General features: G+C 70.8%; 17 protein-coding genes. 7 read left to right on the forward strand and 10 right to left on the reverse strand.

All coding sequences use genetic code 11. The features are described from left to right. Positions 1 to 114 precede the first annotated feature (114 nt). On the forward strand, positions 115 to 1,962 hold the full coding sequence (locus SM754_RS04440) for a flippase-like domain-containing protein (RefSeq protein WP_323674993.1): 1,848 nt from the start codon (positions 115 to 117) through the stop codon (positions 1,960 to 1,962). 70 nt (positions 1,963 to 2,032) lie between these two features. On the opposite strand, the gene yjjX is transcribed toward SM754_RS04440, so the two are convergent. Continuing rightward, a complete protein-coding gene (gene yjjX / locus SM754_RS04445) occupies positions 2,033 to 2,548 on the reverse strand; it encodes an inosine/xanthosine triphosphatase (RefSeq protein ID WP_323674994.1) in 516 nt (171 codons plus the stop codon). Between the two features lie 316 nt (positions 2,549 to 2,864). Between yjjX and SM754_RS04450 the strand changes: the two genes are divergently transcribed. From SM754_RS04450 to SM754_RS04460, 3 genes are all read left to right on the forward strand, one after another. Beyond that, positions 2,865 to 3,827 (forward strand): transcription initiation factor IIB, encoded by a 963-nt coding sequence (locus SM754_RS04450; protein ID WP_323674995.1) that lies wholly within the window; start codon positions 2,865 to 2,867, stop codon positions 3,825 to 3,827. A gap of 238 nt (positions 3,828 to 4,065) precedes the next feature. Beyond that, positions 4,066 to 4,818 carry a type I 3-dehydroquinate dehydratase gene (locus tag SM754_RS04455; protein ID WP_323674996.1) on the forward strand — a complete coding sequence of 251 codons (753 nt, stop codon included), beginning with the start codon at positions 4,066 to 4,068 and terminating at the stop codon, positions 4,816 to 4,818. Positions 4,819 to 4,897: 79 nt separating this feature from the next. Beyond that, on the forward strand, positions 4,898 to 5,305 hold the full coding sequence (locus SM754_RS04460) for a DUF7575 domain-containing protein (RefSeq protein ID WP_323674997.1): 408 nt from the start codon (positions 4,898 to 4,900) through the stop codon (positions 5,303 to 5,305). A gap of 25 nt (positions 5,306 to 5,330) precedes the next feature. On the opposite strand, the gene SM754_RS04465 is transcribed toward SM754_RS04460, so the two are convergent. The 6 genes from SM754_RS04465 to SM754_RS04490 form a co-directional block, all read right to left on the reverse strand. Next, entirely contained in the window at positions 5,331 to 6,560 is a 1,230-nt protein-coding gene (locus SM754_RS04465; RefSeq protein WP_323674998.1) for a 3-dehydroquinate synthase II, read from the reverse strand. Positions 6,561 to 6,670: 110 nt separating this feature from the next. Then, positions 6,671 to 7,423, reverse strand: a complete 753-nt coding sequence (locus tag SM754_RS04470) for a hypothetical protein (protein WP_323674999.1) — start codon at positions 7,421 to 7,423, stop codon at positions 6,671 to 6,673. Then, entirely contained in the window at positions 7,423 to 7,974 is a 552-nt protein-coding gene (locus SM754_RS04475; RefSeq protein ID WP_323675000.1) for a hypothetical protein, read from the reverse strand. Before SM754_RS04475 ends, SM754_RS04470 begins: the two co-directional genes overlap by 1 nt. 60 nt (positions 7,975 to 8,034) lie before the next feature. Beyond that, positions 8,035 to 8,937, reverse strand: a complete 903-nt coding sequence (locus tag SM754_RS04480; RefSeq protein WP_323675001.1) for a hypothetical protein — start codon at positions 8,935 to 8,937, stop codon at positions 8,035 to 8,037. A gap of 57 nt (positions 8,938 to 8,994) precedes the next feature. Further along, positions 8,995 to 9,540, reverse strand: a complete 546-nt coding sequence (locus tag SM754_RS04485) for a hypothetical protein (RefSeq protein WP_323675002.1) — start codon at positions 9,538 to 9,540, stop codon at positions 8,995 to 8,997. A 130-nt stretch (positions 9,541 to 9,670) separates the two neighbouring features. Next, positions 9,671 to 10,723, reverse strand: a complete 1,053-nt coding sequence (locus SM754_RS04490; protein WP_323675003.1) for a saccharopine dehydrogenase family protein — start codon at positions 10,721 to 10,723, stop codon at positions 9,671 to 9,673. Between the two features lie 227 nt (positions 10,724 to 10,950). On the opposite strand from SM754_RS04490, the gene katG reads away from it, so the two are divergent. Further along, positions 10,951 to 13,086 carry a catalase/peroxidase HPI gene (katG, locus tag SM754_RS04495; RefSeq protein ID WP_323675004.1) on the forward strand — a complete coding sequence of 712 codons (2,136 nt, stop codon included), beginning with the start codon at positions 10,951 to 10,953 and terminating at the stop codon, positions 13,084 to 13,086. 119 nt (positions 13,087 to 13,205) lie between these two features. Here the strand turns inward: katG and SM754_RS04500 are convergent, their stop codons facing one another. After that, positions 13,206 to 14,729 carry a carboxypeptidase M32 gene (locus SM754_RS04500; RefSeq protein ID WP_323675005.1) on the reverse strand — a complete coding sequence of 508 codons (1,524 nt, stop codon included), beginning with the start codon at positions 14,727 to 14,729 and terminating at the stop codon, positions 13,206 to 13,208. 118 nt (positions 14,730 to 14,847) lie between these two features. Between SM754_RS04500 and SM754_RS04505 the strand changes: the two genes are divergently transcribed. Continuing rightward, positions 14,848 to 15,768 carry a carotenoid biosynthesis protein gene (locus SM754_RS04505; RefSeq protein WP_323675006.1) on the forward strand — a complete coding sequence of 307 codons (921 nt, stop codon included), beginning with the start codon at positions 14,848 to 14,850 and terminating at the stop codon, positions 15,766 to 15,768. Here the strand turns inward: SM754_RS04505 and SM754_RS04510 are convergent. Further along, on the reverse strand, positions 15,735 to 16,967 hold the full coding sequence (locus SM754_RS04510) for a M20 family metallopeptidase (protein WP_323675007.1): 1,233 nt from the start codon (positions 16,965 to 16,967) through the stop codon (positions 15,735 to 15,737). The genes SM754_RS04505 and SM754_RS04510 overlap by 34 nt on opposite strands. A gap of 61 nt (positions 16,968 to 17,028) precedes the next feature. On the opposite strand from SM754_RS04510, the gene SM754_RS04515 reads away from it, so the two are divergent. Next, positions 17,029 to 18,015 (forward strand): DUF368 domain-containing protein, encoded by a 987-nt coding sequence (locus SM754_RS04515; protein ID WP_323675008.1) that lies wholly within the window; start codon positions 17,029 to 17,031, stop codon positions 18,013 to 18,015. 45 nt (positions 18,016 to 18,060) lie between these two features. On the opposite strand, the gene SM754_RS04520 is transcribed toward SM754_RS04515, so the two are convergent. Continuing rightward, a complete protein-coding gene (locus SM754_RS04520) occupies positions 18,061 to 19,689 on the reverse strand; it encodes a protoglobin domain-containing protein (RefSeq protein ID WP_501993753.1) in 1,629 nt (542 codons plus the stop codon). Between the last annotated feature and the right edge of the window lie 92 nt (positions 19,690 to 19,781).

Consider the following 19,781-nt stretch of genomic DNA (forward strand, 5'->3'; position numbering starts at 1 on the left):
GGTACGACCGGTTAACGCGGTCGTACCGAGCGCGAGCACCCGTGAGGGCCGCGTCGTTCGCGGCCCCGTGTCGGTTCAGAAACTTCTTACCGGCGGCTTGCCGATACGAACCCAATGAGTAGCGTGTCGGTCGAGGTGAGCGTCGTCCTCCCCGCCTACAACGAGGCGGCGACCATCCGGAACACGGTCGAGACGACGCTCGCGACGCTCGCAGAGTTCCTCCCCGAGGGCGCCTACGAGGTCATCGTCGCGGAGGACGGCTGCGACGACGCCACGCCCGAGATCGCCGACGAGATGGCAGCGGCCGACGACCGCGTCCGGCACTTCCACGCCGACGAACGCCTCGGTCGCGGCGGCGCGCTCGAACGCGCGTTCGAGGCGGCCGACGGCGACACGCTCGTGTACTTCGACACGGACCTCGCGACGGACATGCGTCACCTGGAGGACCTCGTCGAGTCGGTCCGGAGCGAGGGGTACGACGTCGCCACCGGGTCCCGATGGATCAGTGGTCGGGAGGCCGACCGGCCGGCGAAACGCGGCGTCCCGAGCCGCGCGTTCAACGGACTCACGCGGCTGTTCCTCCGCTCGGACCTGCGCGACCACCAGTGCGGGTTCAAGGCGTTCGACCGGGACGCGCTCGCGACGCTCATGCCCGAGGTCCAGGACCAGCACTGGTTCTGGGACACGGAGGTGCTCGTGAAAGCACAGCGCCGTGGCATGGCCGTCAAGGAGTTCCCCGTGGACTGGGCGCCGAAGGGCGACACGAAGGTCGACCTCGTCAGGGACGTCTTCGGGATGGGCAGCCAGATACTGCGGACGTGGTGGGAGCTCTCGGTGTCGCCGCGCGTGAACCGTCGCGTCGGCATCGTCGCCGGTACGCTACTGACGCTGGTCGCCCTCCTCCTGATGCCCCTCTACCTCGACCCGTCGGAGGTCATCGCGAAGATGGCGAACGCGAACGCGACGCTCGTCGCCGCGTCCGCGGTCGTGTACGTGCTCTCGTGGCCGTTGCGCGGGGTCCGGTACCGGGACATCCTCGCGGAGATCGGGTACGATAGCGACGTCGGGTTCCTGACGGGCGCGATATTCATCAGTCAGACCGGGAACCTCGTGTTCCCCGCTCGCGCCGGTGACGCGGTGCGAGCGTACGTCGTGAAGGCTCGACGGAAGGTCCCCTATCCGTCGGGGTTCGCGTCCCTCGCCGTCGAGCGCGTGTTCGACCTCCTCACGATCACGATGCTCGCCGGCGCGGTCCTCGTCGGGCTCGTCGCCACGGGGAACGCGGCGGACCTCGCGGCGGTCGTCGGCGGTGACGCGACGGCCGCGGGCGACGCGGGTCGGTCCGGGCGGACCGCCGTCGTGCTCGCGGCCGTGGTGGGGGTGCTCGCCGTCGGGAGCGTGCTCGCCATCTTCGCGTCCGCGCGTAGCGACGGGAACCGCATCCAGGCGGCGCTCTCGCGGGTGTCGTCGGACTCGTACGTGTCGATGGTCGCGGGCGTCCTCGAGCAGTTCGTCGGGGACATCCAGCGGGTCGCGAGCGACGAGCGGGCGTTCGCCAGCATCGCGGCGAACTCGGTCCTCATCTGGTCGCTGGACGTCGTGACGGCGGTCGTCGTGATGCGTGCGTTCGGCGCGTTCGACGCGCTCGCGGTCCCGACGCTCCTGAGCGTGGCGTTCTTCGCGGTGAGCGTCGGGAACCTCGCGAAGGTCCTCCCGCTCACGCCCGGCGGCGTCGGGCTCTACGAGGGCGCGTTCACGCTCCTCGTCGTCGGACTGACGCCCGCGCCGATCACGGCCGAGGTCGCGCTCGCGGTGGCGGTCGTCGACCACTTCGTGAAGAACGCGGTCACGGTCGTGGGCGGGCTCGCGTCGATGCTGGTCCTGAACGTCTCGCTCACGGAGGCGGTCGCGGAGAGCGCGGACTCGCCGGACGCGGCCGAGTCGGAGACGGTGAACCAGTGAGGCAGACGCGCGGAGGTCGGTCCGCGGTCAGTGTCGAGTCCGGTCGGCGACGAGTGGAGTCGACGACGGGTCAGTACGCGTCGGTGACGAACGGGCCGAGTGCGCCGGCGACGGCGGTCTCGAGTGCCTGCGTGCGCGTGACGGCGTTCCCGGTGAGGACGCCGGCGGCGCCTTCCTGGGTGGCGACGCTCTCGCGGCCGTAGACGTCGTCCATGACGGGGCCGAGCTCCTCGCCGGCGTCGATGCGTGCGGCGACGTCGTCGGGGAGTCTGAGCGCGGGCCCGCTCGCGGTCTCGACGCGGTCGCCGTCGGTGACGGCCGCCCACATCACGAGGTAGGTGCCGTCGGTGCCGTCGAAACCGGCGACGCCGCCTTCGATGCCGACGCCGAGGTCGAACCCGCCGTGGTCGTAGGCGCGGCGCGCTCGCGTGACGGCGCCTTCGATTGTCTGGGCGTGTCCGCGGGGCTGTTCGGGGACGCCGCTGTCGACGTCGACCGCGTCGACGTTGAGGCCGGGCATCCCACCGATCGCGGATTCTGTCGCGGAGCGCTTCACCGGGTTCGTTGAGCCGACGCCGACGAACATACGCGAGGAAAGGGACCGCCGTGGGTATAGGCGTTACTCACCCGTCCCGGGGCGGTGCCGGCGGTGGAATCCGAGGCGTCCGAACGCTCGGTCTGGTGGCCGCGTTCCGACGCGCTGGCGACCACGTGGTGATATTTATGTGTTTTGTTGTTCGTTCACACGCGGCGGTCTCGATGACGATTACTCCGGTTCTGGAACAAAATTCCGAAACCCTTTTGTACTGGCGTGTGGCATCAAGGTGTTACGGAACTGCGGGCGCCCGGGTTTTCACCTTCGGCCGCTCCCACCCCCGGTAGCCCCCGCCTTCGCACCAACCATGACCGACGCACGAACACGAACCCGAACGCGAGTAGCGAGCACAGAGGACGAGAAACAGGACGACGAGCAGGTCACCTGCCCGGAATGCAACGGCGACGTCGTCCAGGACGGCCAGGAGACGGTCTGTAACATGTGCGGGCTCGTCGTCGACACCGACGAGGTCGACCGCGGCCCCGAGTGGCGCGCGTTCGACGCCCAGGAGAAGAACGAGAAGTCCCGCGTCGGCGCCCCGACGACGAACACGATGCACGACAAGGGCCTGTCGACGAACATCGACTGGCGCGACAAGGACGCCTACGGGAACTCGCTGGACTCCCGCCAGCGCGAGAAGATGCAGCGCCTCCGCAAGTGGAACGAGCGCTTCCGCACCCGCGACAGCAAGGAGCGCAACCTCAAGCAGGCCCTCGGCGAGATCGACCGCATGGCTTCCGCGCTGGGCCTCCCGGACAACGTCCGCGAGACCGCGTCGGTCATCTACCGGCGCGCGCTCGACGAGGACCTCCTCCCCGGGCGCTCCATCGAGGGCGTCGCGACGTCCTCGGTGTACGCCGCCGCGCGTCAGGCCGGCGTCCCGCGGAGCCTCGACGAGATCAGCGAGGTCTCCCGCGTCGAGAAGAACGAGGTCGCGCGCACGTACCGGTACGTCGTCCGCGAGCTCGGCCTGCAGGTGAAGCCCGCCGACCCCGAGAGCTACGTGCCGCGGTTCGCGAGCGGCCTGGAGCTCAGCGACGAGGCCGAGCACCGCGCGCGCTCGCTCCTGAAGACCGCGAAGGAGAAGGGCGTTCACTCCGGGAAGTCCCCCGTCGGCCTCGCCGCCGCCGCCGTCTACGCCGCCAGCCTCCTCACGAACGAGAAGACGACGCAGGCCGCGGTCAGCGAGGTCGCGGACATCAGCGAAGTCACCATCCGCAATCGCTACCACGAACTCCTCGAAGCCGAGGATACCCTCGGGCTAGCGTAACTGCCTGCACGAGCATACGGCCGCCGCTAGGCGGCCGTTTCTGGGGTGTAACTGCCCGCACGAGCATACGGCCGCCGCTAGGCGGCCGTTTCTCGACGAGTCCGGTAGTTGTTCCTCGACGAGTCCAGTAGCTGTTTCTCGATGAGCTATCGGCCACGCGGTCGGTCGTTCGGTGTGGTGGTCTGCGAGTGTCGTCGCGACCGGAAGTTTCTCCCGCGTACTCGTCGGAGGGCGGTGTATGGACTTCGAGTCGTTCGTGCTGTGTGCTGCGACCGACGACCTCGCGGACGCGGAGACGGCGGTGGCGCGGGAGTACGCGGATGCGGTGGAGTATCGGATGGATGCGGTCGATGCGGCGGCGGACGCGGGTGCGGTGTCGCCGTCGGTGACCGCGCTCGCCGAGTACGACGGGCCGCTGCCGGTGGTCGCGACGAATCGTGCGGCGTGGGAGGGCGGTGCGGCGGGGCCGGCGGTCCCGCCGAGCGAGCAGGATGCGGTCACCGCGAGCGAGGACCGGAATCGCCTGGAGTCGCTCGCGGCGGCGGCGAGCGTCGACGGGGTCGAGGCGGTCGACGTGGAACTGGCGAGTCTCGCGGCCGACGCATCGGGCGTGGACGTCGTCGTGAGTGAGGCGGCGGCGCACGACGTCGCGGTCGTCGCGTCGACGCACGACTTCGAGGGGACGCCGTCGCGGGCCGCGATGCGGGACGCGCTCGAGGGGGGCCTCGAGTACGGGGACGTCGCGAAGCTCGCGGTGACCGCGGAGAGCCGCGCGGACGCGCTCGACGTGCTCGCGGTCACCCGAGAGTTCGCGGCGCGCGGCGAGCCGGTTGCGACGATGGCGATGGGCGAGGTCGGCCGGCACACGCGCGCAGTGGCTCCCGTCTACGGCTCGAAGATCGGGTACGCGCCCGTCGACGCGGCGGACGCGACCGCGCCCGGCCAGTACGACCTGGCGACGCTCGCCGGCCTCGTCGAATCGCTCTCCTGACCCGCGACGCCGTCCTCGGGCGGTCGACCGGAGCGGACGAAACCGAACGGTAAAGTCCCCGGCGGGAAAACGCCGGCGCATGCTCGGTACTCGAGTGCGCGCCGTCGTCGTCGGCATCTGCTCGCTGCTCCTGCCGGGGCTCGGCCAGGCGCTCATCCGCCGATGGGTGCGCGCGCTCTTCTTCGCCGGCCTCTTCGTCACCACGGTCGCGGTGTTCGTTCCGGAGTCCGCGTTCGCCGCCGACGTCCCGCTCGACGGGCTCTTCGCGCACGCCCAGCAGGTCAGCGAAGAGATGTCTGACTGGGGCGGTATCGCCATCACGGTCGTCCAGTTCGGCGCGATGATGGACGCGTACGTCCAGGCGCTCCAGCGCCCCACGCAGACCACGGAGGGACCGACGTGCCCGCGCTGCGGGCGCGAGGTCGAACCCGCGCACGGCTTCTGTCAGTGGTGCACGTACGAGTTCGAGGACCCGGCCGACAACTGAACGGGTCGACGCCGGGATAGGCGACCTACTTCTCGATGATGCGTTCGTCGACCGCCTCGCCGAAGTGGCGCGCGGTGTCCTCGTAGTACACGAGCAGTTCGTCGCCGGGTTCCAGGTCGGTGACCGCGGTCCGGCCCTCTCGCGTGTGGACCTTGATGGTCTCGGCGTTCTGGAGGAGGGTCTCGAACCGGTCGCCGTCCCGTTCGAGCTCCACGCGGAACATCGGGCGGCGCTCGATCTTCGCGCGCCCGACGACCGCCTCGCGCGTGTCCCCGCTCGCGTCCACGAGCTGGACCTCGTCGCCGGACCCGAGCTCGCTCAGGTACTTCGTGCCGCCGTCGGGCGTCCGGACGTACGCGTGGACCGCGCCCGCGTTCACGCGGAACGGGCGACTCGCGACGTACGGCGACTCGGCGGTCTCGGCGTGCACGAACACGAGCCCGCGGCTCATCGACCCGACGAGCATCCCCTCGTCGTCGTCCATCAGCGACGCGGTGTCGACGCACACGCGGTCCGCGCTCCCGGTCTGCTCGATGCCCGTGACCTCGGCCCACGCGAGGTCGAGTTGTTCGCGTTCGGTCGCGTCGCGCTCCTCGACGGTCTCCCGGATGACGTCCGGGTCGTCCGAGTCGAGGAGGACCGCGTCCGCGCCGAGTTCAAGCGTCTCGAACGCCGTCCGTGCTTCCTCGGCGGTCGTCACGCCCGCGACGAGCGTGGTCTCGTCCCCGATGCGCGCGATGAGGTTCTCCAGGGGAATGATCGTCCAGTCCTCGCCGACGACAAGCGTGTACTCGCCGGCGTCGGCCGCGGCCTCCGCGAACGCCTCGTACTCCTTCCCGCGGATCTCGACGTACGAGCCGTCGGCCGCGCCGCGGCGGACCGTCGACAGGTCCGCGGACCCGGAGAGGTCCGGTGGGAGCGACACGGTGCCGTCGCCCTCGCCGCCCTTCCCGACGAGGTACGCGTCCGCGGGCTCGACGTCGATGGCGTCCGGATCGTCGTCCTCGTCGGCGTCGCCTTCGGCGTCCTCGATGCGGTCGACGCCGTTGTCCTCGGCGTCGTCGACGAGCGTGCTGTCGCCGGCGGCGCTGAACGCCGCGACGTTCACCTCGCCGAGTTCGCGGACGCGCTCCACGTCCGCCTCGTCGACGACCACCCAGTCGACGCCGGCTTCCAGACCGGCGGTGATGCGACGCCGTCGCGCGTCCCAGTCGCCGACCTCGTCGTCGGCCTTCAGCCAGACTTCGCGTGTCATGCCCGACTCTCCTCGTGGCGGTCGCTTGAACGTGGCGGATGCGTCAACGCGACCCCGGCGAGCGGTCCGGGCTACCGGGGGCGACGTGGCCCCGCGTCGCTCCTTCCGGGTCAGTCCTCGCCGTCCGCCCCTTCCCAGTCGCGCTCCGCCGGGTCGTACGCCGGCGCGCCCGAGGGACCGGTCGCGTCGGCGGCGACCGAATCCGGTCGTTCCCCGGCGGTCGAGTCCTCGGTGTCGTCGGTCGTCTCGGCGTCGTTGTCGCGGCCGCCGGCCTCGCCGTCGGTGTTCTCGGGCGCGGCGTCGTTCCGGGCGGGGAGCGTCCCGGACGCGGCGACGAGCGCGCTCCCGACCGTCGCGGGGACGGCGATCCCGACGGCGTTCCCCACGGTCGCCCACGCCCGGAAGACGACGGGAGTGGACTGGACGAGGTAGCCGTTCGCGGTCGGTGCGTACGCGAGGTGGCCGACGGCGACGAGCGCGACGTACCCGACGGCGGTTCCCGCGCCGACGCCGAGCGCCGCCGACGCGGCCGTTCGACGCCGGGGCTCGCGCGAGCGGGTCGCGGCGACGAAGCTGCCCGCGAGCGCGACGAACAGCAGCACCCAGGGCCCCATGTGGATGGCGTTGGACGCCATCGCGTTCTGGTGGCGCTGCCGTGGGTCCTCGACCGGGTCCTGGTAGGATCTGTCGCCGGTGTCGACGGGGTCGGCGCCGACGGCACCGAGCGCGTGCGGGAGCGCGCCGCCGACGAGTGCGGTGACGACGAGGACCGCGACGAGGCGGGCCGAGAGCCGCCAGGCGACGACGTCGTCGACGGTCTCGCTGGCGCGACGCAGCCGTCGACCGCGAGCACCGTCCGGCATCAGGACGCACCTCCGGTCGTCGCGTCGACGGCGAGGACGCCGAGTGCCGTTCCGGCGGCGGCGACGACTGCGAGCACGAGCGAGCCCACGGCCGCGGCAGCCACGTTGCTGTGGAGGGCCGCGGTGCCAGGGCCGTCGAGGTCGAGCGGTGGGAGCACCCAGACGCCGACGGTCCCGACGAGCGCGTACCCGACCGCGACGGCGGCCCCGGCCGCGAGCGCGAGCACGACCGGCCGGCGGCGGCGGTCGTCCGCGCGGACGCAGAGGACGGCGACCAGCGCGAACGCCGCGAGGAACAGCGGTGCCAGTTCGACGCCGTCGTGCGCGAACGCGTGCTGGTAGAAGTGAGTGCGGGTCGCCGCCTCGCTGTCCGGCAGGGCCGACCCGAGGAGGCCCAGAGTCTCGACGGGCGGCGCGTAGGCGATGGCGTACGTGAAGGGGACGATGAGGACGGTGACGCCGGCGGCGAGCGTCGCGAGCGCGACCGCGGGTAGGTCGCGGACGATGTCGTGGAGGTCGACCAGCGTCTCGTCGTCCGGTTCCGTGGACATGTCAGACCACGCGACACCAACCGGCAAAAGTTTTCCGCGTCGGTCAATTGAAGCCGTCGGTCAGTCGCCGTCGTCGGTCCCGTCCCAGTTCCGTCCGTCCGGGTCGTACGTCGGCGTCCGGGACCCGCCGCGTCGCTGCGGGCCGGTGTCGCGGTAGTCGCTCGCCGGCCCGCTCCCGTCTCCGTCCGCGTCGTCGGCGCGGACGCGCTCCGGTCGCTCGCGCGACCGGTCCGCGCCCCCGGAGTCGTCGTCGTCGTTCCCGACGGTCGCGCCCTCGGCCGCGGCGGCGTCGTCCGCGTCCGCCGCGCCGACGGCCTCTCCGACCTCGCCGCGTCTCGGGTCGCTCGCCCCGACGGCCGTCGCGACGCGTCCGCGGCCGGGGTCCGGTTCGACGAGCGTCCCGGCGACGCCGACGACCGCGCTCCCGACGGCGGTGACCGCGGCGAGCGCGAGGGCGTTCACCGCGACGGCGCCCAGTCGGAGCGACACCGGGAACTCCTCGACGATGTACCCCTCCGCCGCCTCGCTGTACGCGAGGTGGCCGACGGCGACGAACGCCAGGTAGCCGATGGCCATCCCTACCGACGCACCGACGACCACGGACCCGACCCGGGTCCGTCGACGGCCGCGAACGCGGATCGCGCCCGCGAACGCCACCCCGACCGCGACGACCGGGAGGAGCGTCGGCGCGAACAGGAACGTCACGTTCGTCAGGTAGTTCTGGTAGCGCTGGCGCGCGCCGTCCGTCGACTCGGGGTCCGGCGTCGGCCCGCTGCCGGTGTCGACGGCGTCCGCACCGACCGCGCCCAGGACGTGCGGGACGAGTGCGACCGCCACGCAGACCGCCACGACCGCGAGCGCCACGCCGACCACCACGGGCCGTTCACGGAGTTCGTTCGCAGCGCGCCCGCCGGCGGCCCGGAGGTCGTCGACGTCGAACAGGTCGTCGTCGCGTCCGCTCATATCCGGTCCTACGGGGGCCCCGGCAAAAGCTTTCTCCGTGCGAGCACCTGCGCCGCCCTATCCGCGGCGGTACGTCGCGACGAACGAGCCGAGGAACGCACCGACCGCCGTCGGAACGCTCGTCCCGAGCGCGTTCGCGGCGACGGCCGCGGCCGATACCGTCGGTGGATACGACGCCACGAGGTACCCGCCGGGAACGGCCGCGTACGCCTGCGTCACCACCGCGAGGAACATCAGGTACCCGACCACACCACCGAGGAACGCACCTGCGCCGACGCGACAGGCAGCAGCCAGCGTCGTACGCGCGGCACCGTCCCCGCGACGTCGACGGACGGCGACGGCCCCCGCGAACGCTCCCACGACCGGCACCGCCACGGGCGCGAACGCTACCACCCGATCCGCGACCCGGTTCCGGTATCGCTTGCGCGGGTCGTCACGGAACGCGTCCACCGACGGCGGCGGCCCCGGGTCGGTGACGACCGGGTCGTCGCCGAACCCACCGACGGCGTGCGGGACGAACCCCACCGCGACCCACGCGCCGGCGACGACCAGCGCGACCGCCACCGCCGGCCGCCAGCGCGCCAACGTCGCTCCCTCGCGCATACCACACGCTCCGGGCGGCACCACCCTAAGCGCTCGCGTCACCCACCCAACACACGACGACGCCATCGGACGCTCGCGGAATCAATGAGGCGGAAAGCGACGACCTGGCGGTCGCCGTATGCTCGGTGAGTCAGCGGACGTCGACCCGTTCGACACCGTCGATTTCGAGGACGAGGTCCTTCCCGTACGCCGAGGACGGCGTCTGGTAGCCGACGGGTGCGTCGCCGTCGAGGACCTTCCGGGTGCACAGGAGTGCGGTGTCGCGGGTGAGCGCGTACCCGTTCGGGGTCTCCAGCCGAGACACGACCGTGTCGCCGTCCGCGGTCTCGGCCTCGCCGTATATCTCGCCCTTGCCCTCGCGGAGCGCCTCGTCGTCCGGCCCGTCGATGCGGCGGTCGACGAGCCACTTCAGGAGCTTCTGGGCGGGCGCGGACTGGACGACGGGCGCGAGCTTCCGGAACGTCCGCATGCGGTCGATGGTGTCCGGGTGCGTCTCCGAGTACACGCGGACGTTCCCGATACCCGTCGAGTGGTACGCCGTCACCACGTCACCCCACGGGATCGTCATCCCGCTTCTGGTGCCGTGAGAGAACTCGAACTCGCGGTCGTCGAACGCCTGCGGGACGCGCTTCAACGTGCCGTCCTCGCGGATGACGCCGTCGTCGCCGAAGTTCTCCACCATCGTCGTCGCCGTCCCCGGCGACAACCCACCCATCCCACCGAGAGCGAGCGTGAGCGACTCCGCGTCCGGAAGCCGGTCGTGGAGGTGCGCGGCGAGACAGTCGGACGGAACGACGTCGAACCCCGTCCCGGGCAGGAGCATGATACCGGCTTCGGCCGCCTCGTCGCTCCGGGCCGCGAGCGCGTCGAACACCTGCCACTCGCCCGTGATGTCGAGGTAGTGCGTGCCCGTCTCCACGCACGCGTCAACCATCGGTTCTGCCGTCTTCGAGAACGGGCCCGCGCAGTTCAGGACGGCGTCGAAGTCCGCGACGTGACTCGCGACGTCGCCGTCGACGCTGAACACCTCGCTCTCCAACGCGAGTTCGGCGGCCTGCTCGCGGACCTTCTCGCCGTTCCGCCCCGCCACCACGGGGTCGAGGTCCGACGACGCCGCCGCCTGCTTCGCTATCAACGCGCCGGTGTAGCCATAAGAGCCGTAGACGAGGACGTTCCGAGCCATGTCACCTCACTCCACGCCCGGCGCCTAAAATTCTACGTGAACCCGCGAACGCCGGCATTCGGATTTATTCCGGGTCGCGCCGGCCGACCGACCCGTATCGCGACCCTCCACGGTCGCCCCCTGCTCCCGGAACAAAAGTTCCCGAGTCCTCGCATTCGGTTCGTCCTGCGCGAAGATTCCTTGTGGGTTGAACACTGTTAATAGGGTAAGGCCAGTAGTGTGCGTTGATGAGAAGGACAAATCAGGATTGGTGGCCGGAGCAGTTGAACGTCGACCTCCTCGACCAGAACGCGCGACAGATCGACCCGAAAGGCGAGGACTTCGACTACGCCGAGGCATTCCAGTCCCTCGACCTCGACGCCGTCAAGGACGACATCGAGGACGTCATGACGACCTCGCAGGACTGGTGGCCGGCGGACTACGGGCACTACGGGCCGCTGTTCATCCGGATGGCGTGGCATAGCGCCGGCACGTACCGGACGAGCGACGGGCGCGGTGGCGCGGCCGAGGGCATGCAGCGACTGGCGCCACTGAACTCGTGGCCGGACAACGCGAACCTCGACAAGGCCCGTCGCCTGCTGTGGCCCGTGAAGAAGAAGTACGGACGGAAGCTGTCGTGGGCGGACCTGATGATCCTCGCGGGGAACGTCGCCATCGAGTCGATGGGCGCGAAGACGTTCGGGTTCGCGGGCGGCCGCGAGGACGCGTTCGCTCCCGACGAAGCCACCGACTGGGGGCCGGAGACGGAGATGGAGGCGTCCGAGCGCGTCCCCGAACCCGGGCAGATCGAGGGCGACCTCGGTGCGACCGTCATGGGTCTCATCTACGTGAACCCTGAGGGTCCCGACGGGAACCCGGACCCGGAGCTGTCGGCGAAGAACATCCGCGAGTCGTTCAGCCGGATGGCGATGAACGACGAGGAGACGGCGGCACTCATCGCCGGTGGGCACACGTTCGGGAAGGTCCACGGTGCCGCGGACCCCGACGAGCACGTCGGCCCGGAGCCGGAGGCCGCACCCATCGAGGAACAGGGCCTGGGCTGGGAGAGCGACTACGGCTCGGGGAAGGGCAAAGACACCATCACGAGCGGTATCGAGGGCCCGTGGACGCAGTCGCCCACCGACTGGGACCTCGAGTACGTCGACAACCTCCTCGACCACGAGTGGGCGGCCCAGAAGGGTCCGGGCGGCGCCTGGCAGTGGCTGCCGGTCGACGAGGAGCTCCGCGACGCCGCTGAGCCGTCGCACGGCGACGAGCCGGAGTCGCCGATGATGCTGACGACGGACATCGCGCTGAAGCGCGACCCCGACTACCGGGAGGCCCTCGAGGAGTTCCAGGACAACCCGATGGCGTTCGGGATGGCGTTCGCGAAGGCGTGGTACAAGCTCACGCACCGCGACATGGGGCCGCCGGAGCGGTTCCTCGGTCCCGAGGTCCCCGACGAGGAGATGATCTGGCAGGACCCGCTCCCCGACCGCGACCACGAGCTCGTCGACGACGACGACGTCGCCGACCTCAAGTCGGAGATACTCGACGCCGACCTCTCGCGCTCCGAGCTCGTCGAGACGGCGTGGGCGGCCGCGTACTCGTACCGCGATAGCGACAAGCGCGGCGGCGCGAACGGCGCGCGCATCCGCCTGGCCCCCCAGAACGAGTGGGCGGTCAACGACCCCGCGCAGCTCGACCGCGTCCTCGACACGCTCGAGGGCATCCAGAGCGAGTTCAACGACTCGCGCTCGGACGGCGTTCGCGTGTCGCTCGCGGACCTCGTCGTCCTCGGCGGGAACGCCGCCGTCGAGGAGGCCGCGGCCGACGCCGGGTACGACGTCGAGGTGCCGTTCGAACCCGGTCGCACCGACGCCACCGAGGAACAGACGGACGTCGAGTCCTTCGAGGCCCTGCAGCCGAAGGCCGACGGCTTCCGGAACTACCTCGGCGAGGACACCGACCGCCGCGCGGAGGAACTCCTCGTCGACAAGGCCGAACTCCTGAACCTGACCGCGGACGAGATGACGGCCCTCGTCGGTGGGATGCGTGCGCTCGACGCGAACTACGACGACTCCGACCACGGCGTCTTCACGGACTCGCCGGGGACGCTCACGAACGACTTCTTCGAGACCCTCCTCACGATGGACTACGAGTGGGAGGAGACCGACGAGGACGGCGTCTACGAGATGGTGGACCGCGACACCGGCGAGGTCGAGTGGACCGGAACGCGCTTCGACCTCGTCTTCGGGTCGAACTCGCGACTCCGCGCCATCGCCGAGGTCTACGGCGCCGACGACGCCGAAGAGAAGTTCGTCCAGGACTTCGTCGACGCCTGGCACAAGGTCATGACGAACGACCGCTTCGACCTCGAATAGCGGCCTCGCTCGCCGTTCTCACTTCTGGGACGGCTCTCTTGCTCGACTGCAGGCCCACGAGTACGGAATCGGTCGACGGCGAGATGTAGAGCGGCAGCGACTGCGTGGCTGCGACGTCGTCAGTCCAGGTCGTAGAGGTCGCCGTACTTCTCGGTGACGTAGTCGAGGAAGTAGTCCGCGCTGTAGGACTCGCCGGTCGCCTCGCGGACGAGGTCGTCGGTCTCGTAGCGCTTCCCGTGTCCGTGGACGTTCTCGTTCAGCCAGTCCATGAGCGGGTCGAACTCGCCCTCGCGGAGCTTCGCGTCTAGGTCCTCGACGTCGTCCTCGGCGGCGGCGTACAGCTGGCTGGCGAGCACCGACCCGAGCGAGTACGTCGAGAAGTACCCGAAGCTCCCGTGACTCCAGTGGATGTCCTGCAGGCAGCCCTCGGCGTCGGTGTCCGGGCGGATTCCGAGGTACTGCTCGTACTTGTCGTTCCACGCCTCGGGGACGTCCTCGACGTCGAGGTTGCCCGCGATGAGGTCGCGCTCGATCTCGAACCGCACGACGATGTGCATGTGGTACGTGAGCTCGTCCGCCTCCACGCGGATGAGGTTGTCCTCGTACACCTGGTTCGCGGCCTCGTAGGCGTCGTCGACGGTGACGTCGTCCAGGCCGTCGAAGTGGTCCTTCAGTTCCGGGAGGAAGTACTGCCAGAACGCCTTCGAGCGCCCGACGTGGTTCTCCCAGAGCCGACTCTGGGACTCGTGGACGGTGAGGTCACGCGCTTCGCCGAGCGGCGTCCCGTAGTGCTCGTCGGGGAGCCCGAGCGTGTACGTCGCGTGCCCGAACTCGTGCACGGTCGAGTACGTCGCCCCGAGCGGGTCCTCCTCGTCGAACCGCGTCGTGACGCGCGCGTCGAACTGCGTCCCCGACGAGAACGGATGCGGGGCCTCGTCGAGCCGACCGCGCTCCCAGTCGTACCCGAGTTCGTCCAGCACCGCGCGCACGAAGTCCATCTGGTCGTCCGCGTCGTAGGTGCCGTCGAACGAGTCGAGCGCCAGGTCGGCGTCGCTCTCCCGGACCGCCTCGATGAGCGGCGGCAGCTCCTCCTTGAGGCGCTCCAAGACGCGTTCCGCGGTGTCGAGGCCGAGCGACGGCTCGTACTCCTCGAACAGCGTCTCGTAGGGGTCCTGGTCGGGCGCGATGTGCTCGGCGTACTCGCGCTTGAGCTCCACGAGCTCCTCGAGCGCCGGCGCGAACGTCGAGAAGTCGTCGGCCTCCTTCGCCTCCTTCCACGTCGGATGCGCCTCGCTGGTCTTCTGGGAGATCTCCTCGACGAGCTCGGTCGGGACGCTCGTCGCCCGGTCGCGCTCCCGCGAGATCTCGCGGACGACCGCCTGCTGTTCGTCGGTCAGGTCGACGTCCGCGAGCGCGTCGAGTTGCTCGCCGAGCTCGTCGCCCGTCAGTATCTCGTGGCTCACCGCCGACAGCGCCGCGGTCTGCCGGGAGCGAGCGGGCGTCCCGGCCTCGGGCATCATGACCTCCTGGTCCCACGAGAGCACGCCCTGCGCGTACCCGAGGTTCTTGTATCGCTCGACCGTCGCGAGGAACTCGTCGTACACCGCCGGCGTCTCCGTCGCTGCGGAAGCGTCTGTAGCCATCGGGCAATAGTTGCCGTCGTCCGGTCAAGAAACCATGGTTTCCGGAGTCGGCCGCGGTGGCCGGTCCGCCGCGTTCGCCACCCCGTGACTTATCAGTCACTCCGTCGTGCTCCCCGGTATGGTCTCGCCGTACGCGAGCTTCGAGATGCTCGCGCTCGTCACCGCCAGCCTCTGTGGCGTGCACGCGTACCGGACCGCGGACGTGCCGTTCTTCGCGACGTCGGTCGTCTACGGGCTCGTCTTGGAGAAGCTCGTCGTCCTCGGGTTCGAGGACTACACGTACCCGGCCGCGCGCTTCCTCGACGTCGCGGGCATCCCGGTCGCCATCGGTCTCGGATGGAGCGTCGTCCTGTACGCGGGCTACGAGACCGCGCGACGCTGGGAGATAGCGCCACCGACGCGTGCGGCGTTCGTCGCGCTGTTCGTGCTGCACGTCGACCTGGCGCTCGACGCGATCGCCATCCGCTTCCAGCCCGTCGGGTTCTGGACGTGGACGCCCGCCGGCGAGTACTTCGGCGTGCCGCTCGGGAACTTCTTCGGGTGGTTCGCGGTCGGGTTCCTGTTCGTCGCCGTGTACGACGCCGCACTCGACCGGTTCGGTGACGTCACGTGGTCCGCAGGCGTCGACGCGGTCCGCGCGCGAGCCGTCGCCGCTGTGGTGACGCTCGTCGCCGCGTCCGCGCTCATCTACGCGGCGATGTTCGCGTGGGATCTCGTGACGCTCGAATCGACGACCCGGAAGGCGGTCGTGCTCGGCGCGTGCATAACCCTGGCAGCGGTCGCCGTCGCCAGGACCGACGCCGTGCTCCGCAGACCTGCCGTGCTCCCGTCGCTCGCGGTCCTCTGCACGCACCTGTACTTCCTCGGCGCGCTCCTCTGGCTGGGCGTCCACCGCACCGAGCCCCTCCTGCTCGCGATGAGTCTCGCGATGCTCGCGGTCGCCGCCGGCCTCCACGTCCTCCCGGCGGTCGTCGGCGCGGACGGCGCTCGCGAGGACCGCGCGTCTCAGTCGAGCGACGACGCGGCGAGTCGCTCGTAGAGCCGCCGGCAGCGTTCGAGGACGGCGACGCTCGCGCTCTCGGCGTCGGTGTGCGCCTCGCCGGGTTCGGCGGCGCCGCAGACGACGCACGCGGCGCCGGCGCGGTCGTCGAGCCAGCCGGCGTCCGTCGCGTGCGGCTTCGACACGCGCTCGGGCGTCCCGTCCTGGACGGCGTCGGCGGCCGCGAGGACCGCGGCCGCGAACGCGTCGTCGCGGCATCGCATCGGCGGGAGGTCCTGGTCGACGCGCACGGAGACCCCCGGGACGTCCTCGACGCGTTCGACGTCGGCGCGCTCGCCGGGCACCGTCCGCTCGTCGACGGTCACCTCGCAGCGATCCGGGACGACGTTCCACGCGCTCCCGCCGTCGACCTCCGTGACGACGACGCTCCCCGCAAGCCGCTCGCCCGCGACGTCGACCGTCGGCCACGCGAGGTCACGGAGGCCGTCCACGGCGTCCGTCGCGCGATAGATTGCGTTCTCGCCCGCCTCCGGTTCGCTCGCGTGCGCCGCCGCACCCGTCGCCTCGACGGTCACCGCCCGCCGGCCCTTGTGCGCGATAGCGACGTCGGTCACGCCCGGCGCCGAGTACCCCGTCGACCCCTCGCCGACGACCGCCCACGTCGGCGCGAACCCGTCGGCGATGGCCGCCCGACACCCCTCACCGCCGACCTCCTCGCCGACGAACGACGCGAACACGAGGTCCCGTGACCGCGTCTCTGACGAGCCAAGGTCGGCGTCCCGGAACGCGAGCATCGCCGCCGCGACCGCACCCTTCATGTCCGCCGTCCCGCGACCGCGGACGCGTACTCCCTCCGCCGCGGCATCCTCGTCGACGGCGACCGTCATCGTCCCGTCGTCGTCGACCTGCGAGTCCGCCGGGTCGACGACGTCGTGATGGCCGACGAGCGCGAGCGTCGCCCTGTCGCCTCCTGTCACGTCGCCGGCGTCAGAGAGGTCCTCGCTGTCGCCCGTCTCCGAGGAGTCGCCGGGCGTCCGGCGCGCGAAGACGTTCCCGTGGTCGTCCCGCAGCACGGCGCCGGGTGCGTGCTCGCGCAGCCACGCCTCGATGCGGTCGCCAGCGGCCGACTCGGCGTCGGCGACCGGGACCGAGACGAGCGCCCGTGTCAACTCGACGACCTCGGAGTGCTCGTGGTCGCGAGCGGCGCCGCCGTCCTCGTCGTCGTTCGCGTCGCTCATGCCTTGGCGTGTGAGGCGACTCCACAAGAGGTTTCTCCGCGCTCTCGCAACCACCGGTCGAATGACCGACGACGCAGACGGACTCTCCATCCGCGTGCTCCTCATCGGCCTCTGCATGGGGACTGCCGACGCCGTCCCCGGCGTCTCCGGCGGCACCATCGCGCTCCTGGCCGGCATCTACGACCGACTCATCGACGGCATCACCGATCTCACGCCCGACGCCGGCGTGCGCGCGCTTCGCGCCGTCGGCACCCTGGACGCCGACGGCCTCTGGACGGTCGTCGAGGAGACCGACGCGCTGTTCCTCGGCACCCTCGGCGTCGGCATCGCCGCCGCGCTCGTCCTCGTCTCCAGGGTCGTCCACTTCGCCGAGGTGAACCATCCCGTCGCCCTCTTCGGGTTCTTCTTCGGGCTCATCCTCGCGAGCGCCATCGTCCTCCTACGCCAGCTCGACCTCGACACCGCTCGGCACGCCACCGCCGCCGCCGGCGGGTTCGTCGTCGCGTTCGCGCTCTCCGGGAACATCGAACTGCTCGCCGGCCGGAGCCTCCTCCTCACGTTCGTCGCCGGCACCGTCGCCATCAGCGCGATGATACTCCCCGGTATCTCCGGCGCGCTCATCCTCGTCGTCCTCGGCCAGTACACGTACCTCACCGAATCGCTGTCGACGTTCACCGACGCCCTCCTCGCGCTCGCAACCGGCGGCGCGCTCGACCGCGCGCTCGAACCCGCAGCGACCGTGTTCGCGTTCCTCGTCGGCGCCGCTGTCGGCCTCTTCACCGTCGCGCGCCTCGTCGACCGCGCGCTCGAAGCGGACCGCCGGACCACCATGGCGTTCCTCGTCGCGCTCGTCGCCGGCGCACTCCGCGCCCCCGTCAACGAGGTGTCCACGCGCGACAGTCTCGCGTGGACGAACGACGTCCTCGTCCAGTTCGCGGTCGTCGCCGCCATCGGCGCCGTCCTCCTGTTCGCGCTCGACCGGTACGCCGTCGACATCGACATCGACGACGGCGCCGACGTCGACGTCGCCGTCGACGACGCACCCTGACCACCACCGGGCCCTCGCCCGGACCCGGCCCGACCGAGACCCCCTTCAGACCTTCTCGTACACGCGCTCCTCCTCGCCGACCGCGTCCGTCGACAGCTTCTCGACCGCCGCGGCGACGTGGCGCGCGCTCTCGGCCTGCTGCTCGCTCGCGGTCGCGACCGACGCCGCCTCCGCGGCGACCGCGTCCGCCGCGTCCGCGAGGTCCTCGACAGTCTCCGACACCGCCGTCACCGACCGCGCCTGCTGGTCGGCCGCCGCCGCGACCTCCTGCATGCCCGCCGCCGACTCCGTGACCGCGCCCTCGACGTCGTCCAGCGACTCGAGCGCCGCCGCGACCCGCTCGTGGCTCTCGTCGACGCGGTCGCTCGCCGTCTCGACGACATCACGCGTGTCGGCTGCCTCCTCGCGGACCGCCGTCGCCGCCTCGTCGACGTCCGCGAGGTCCCCGCGCGTCTGCGAGACGAACGTCTCAAGTTCCGACGCGATCGTCGCGACCGGCCCGGTCCCCTGCTCGCGCTCGGCCTCGACCTTCGCGTTCGTCGCCAGCACCGCGGTCCGGTCGACGACACCGTCGACGCGGTCGACGACCGTCTCGATGTCCTCGGCGCGCGCCTCGACGGTCTCCGCCGCGTCGAGCAGTCGGTCGGTCGCCGTCGACACCTCCTCGAGCGCCGTCATCGCCTCCTCGGCGGCCGTCACGCCGTCGTCGGCGACGTCGGTCGCGCGCTCGCTCGTCTCCCGGACGTCGGCCGCGACCGACGCCACCTCCTCCGCGGCCGCACTCACCTCCTCCAGGTCCGCCGCCGCATCGGCGACGCCATCGGCCTGCGCTTCGGTGTGGTCCTGGATGGTCGTCGCGCTGTCCGCGACCGACGACGACGACGCCTCCAGTTGCTCGACCGGCGGCTGCACCGCCTCCTCGACCTCCGCGGCGAGCGCCCGCTGTCGGTCGATCGCGCGCTCCAGGCGCTGACTGTACGAGTCGACGTACGTGTCGCTGGCCACCTGGAGGTCGAGGTTCAGGATGCGCAGCACCGCGAGCACGTCCTGCATCCCGTCGTGGATCGAATCACGCACCGTCTCCTCCAGGGACGCGTCGAGCCCGTCCGGGTCGTCGTCACCACCGAGGCCGCGGAGCGCGCCGACGACGCGCTCAAGCCCGCCCTCGTCGGCCTCGCGCTCGGCCACCCACTCCTCGATGGCGTCCACCACCTGCCCCTGAACGCGCTCGTCGACCCGGGACAGGATGAGGTCGTAGTACAGACCGTACTGGCCGACGTAGTGCTTCAGGGGCATGTCCATTATCTCGTGGAGCTTCCCGATGCGCGCCCGGTTCTTGAAGTACTCCTCGTCGTAGTCGCCGGTCGCGAGCGACACGAGGTACGCCTTCTGCGTGCGCTTGAGGTCCTCGACGCTCTTCGGCGACCGCTCGATGACGCGCGTCGTCTGCTCGTGGTCGGTGAGGTTGTCGTAGAACGCGTCCGCTATCGCGTCCTGGTTCTCGCGCAGGAGCGGTTCCAGGTCCTCGAGCCGACGCACGTCCGCCTCGTCGAACCCGATGAACGTCTTCCGCCACGCGATGTCCTCGTCGTCCAATCCGATTTGCCCTGTGAGCGAGTCCGCCTCGACGAACCGATTCAGTCCACCCAGGCCGAACTCCATCGACGGATCCATGACCGAGGGCACGCCGTCGACGAACGACAGTCCCCCGCTCGTTCCCACGACGCTGGAATCTATGGCATCGACCAACAGACCACCCTTTTAAA

The sequence above is a fragment of the Halorubellus amylolyticus genome, assembly GCF_034808145.1.
Taxonomy (GTDB): domain Archaea; phylum Halobacteriota; class Halobacteria; order Halobacteriales; family Natrialbaceae; genus Halorubellus.

Coding starts and splice junctions, on each gene's coding strand:
- SM754_RS04485 (WP_323675002.1), bottom strand. CDS start 9,540: ATGCGCGAGGGAGCGACGTTGGCGCGCTGGCGGCCGGCGGTGGCGGTC.
- SM754_RS04440 (WP_323674993.1), top strand. CDS start 115: ATGAGTAGCGTGTCGGTCGAGGTGAGCGTCGTCCTCCCCGCCTACAAC.
- yjjX (WP_323674994.1), bottom strand. CDS start 2,548: ATGTTCGTCGGCGTCGGCTCAACGAACCCGGTGAAGCGCTCCGCGACA.
- SM754_RS04490 (WP_323675003.1), bottom strand. CDS start 10,723: ATGGCTCGGAACGTCCTCGTCTACGGCTCTTATGGCTACACCGGCGCG.
- SM754_RS04455 (WP_323674996.1), top strand. CDS start 4,066: ATGGACTTCGAGTCGTTCGTGCTGTGTGCTGCGACCGACGACCTCGCG.
- katG (WP_323675004.1), top strand. CDS start 10,951: ATGAGAAGGACAAATCAGGATTGGTGGCCGGAGCAGTTGAACGTCGAC.
- SM754_RS04450 (WP_323674995.1), top strand. CDS start 2,865: ATGACCGACGCACGAACACGAACCCGAACGCGAGTAGCGAGCACAGAG.
- SM754_RS04465 (WP_323674998.1), bottom strand. CDS start 6,560: ATGACACGCGAAGTCTGGCTGAAGGCCGACGACGAGGTCGGCGACTGG.
- SM754_RS04470 (WP_323674999.1), bottom strand. CDS start 7,423: ATGCCGGACGGTGCTCGCGGTCGACGGCTGCGTCGCGCCAGCGAGACC.
- SM754_RS04520 (WP_501993753.1), bottom strand. CDS start 19,689: ATGGATCCGTCGATGGAGTTCGGCCTGGGTGGACTGAATCGGTTCGTC.
- SM754_RS04460 (WP_323674997.1), top strand. CDS start 4,898: ATGCTCGGTACTCGAGTGCGCGCCGTCGTCGTCGGCATCTGCTCGCTG.
- SM754_RS04505 (WP_323675006.1), top strand. CDS start 14,848: ATGGTCTCGCCGTACGCGAGCTTCGAGATGCTCGCGCTCGTCACCGCC.
- SM754_RS04515 (WP_323675008.1), top strand. CDS start 17,029: ATGACCGACGACGCAGACGGACTCTCCATCCGCGTGCTCCTCATCGGC.
- SM754_RS04475 (WP_323675000.1), bottom strand. CDS start 7,974: ATGTCCACGGAACCGGACGACGAGACGCTGGTCGACCTCCACGACATC.
- SM754_RS04480 (WP_323675001.1), bottom strand. CDS start 8,937: ATGAGCGGACGCGACGACGACCTGTTCGACGTCGACGACCTCCGGGCC.
- SM754_RS04500 (WP_323675005.1), bottom strand. CDS start 14,729: ATGGCTACAGACGCTTCCGCAGCGACGGAGACGCCGGCGGTGTACGAC.
- SM754_RS04510 (WP_323675007.1), bottom strand. CDS start 16,967: ATGAGCGACGCGAACGACGACGAGGACGGCGGCGCCGCTCGCGACCAC.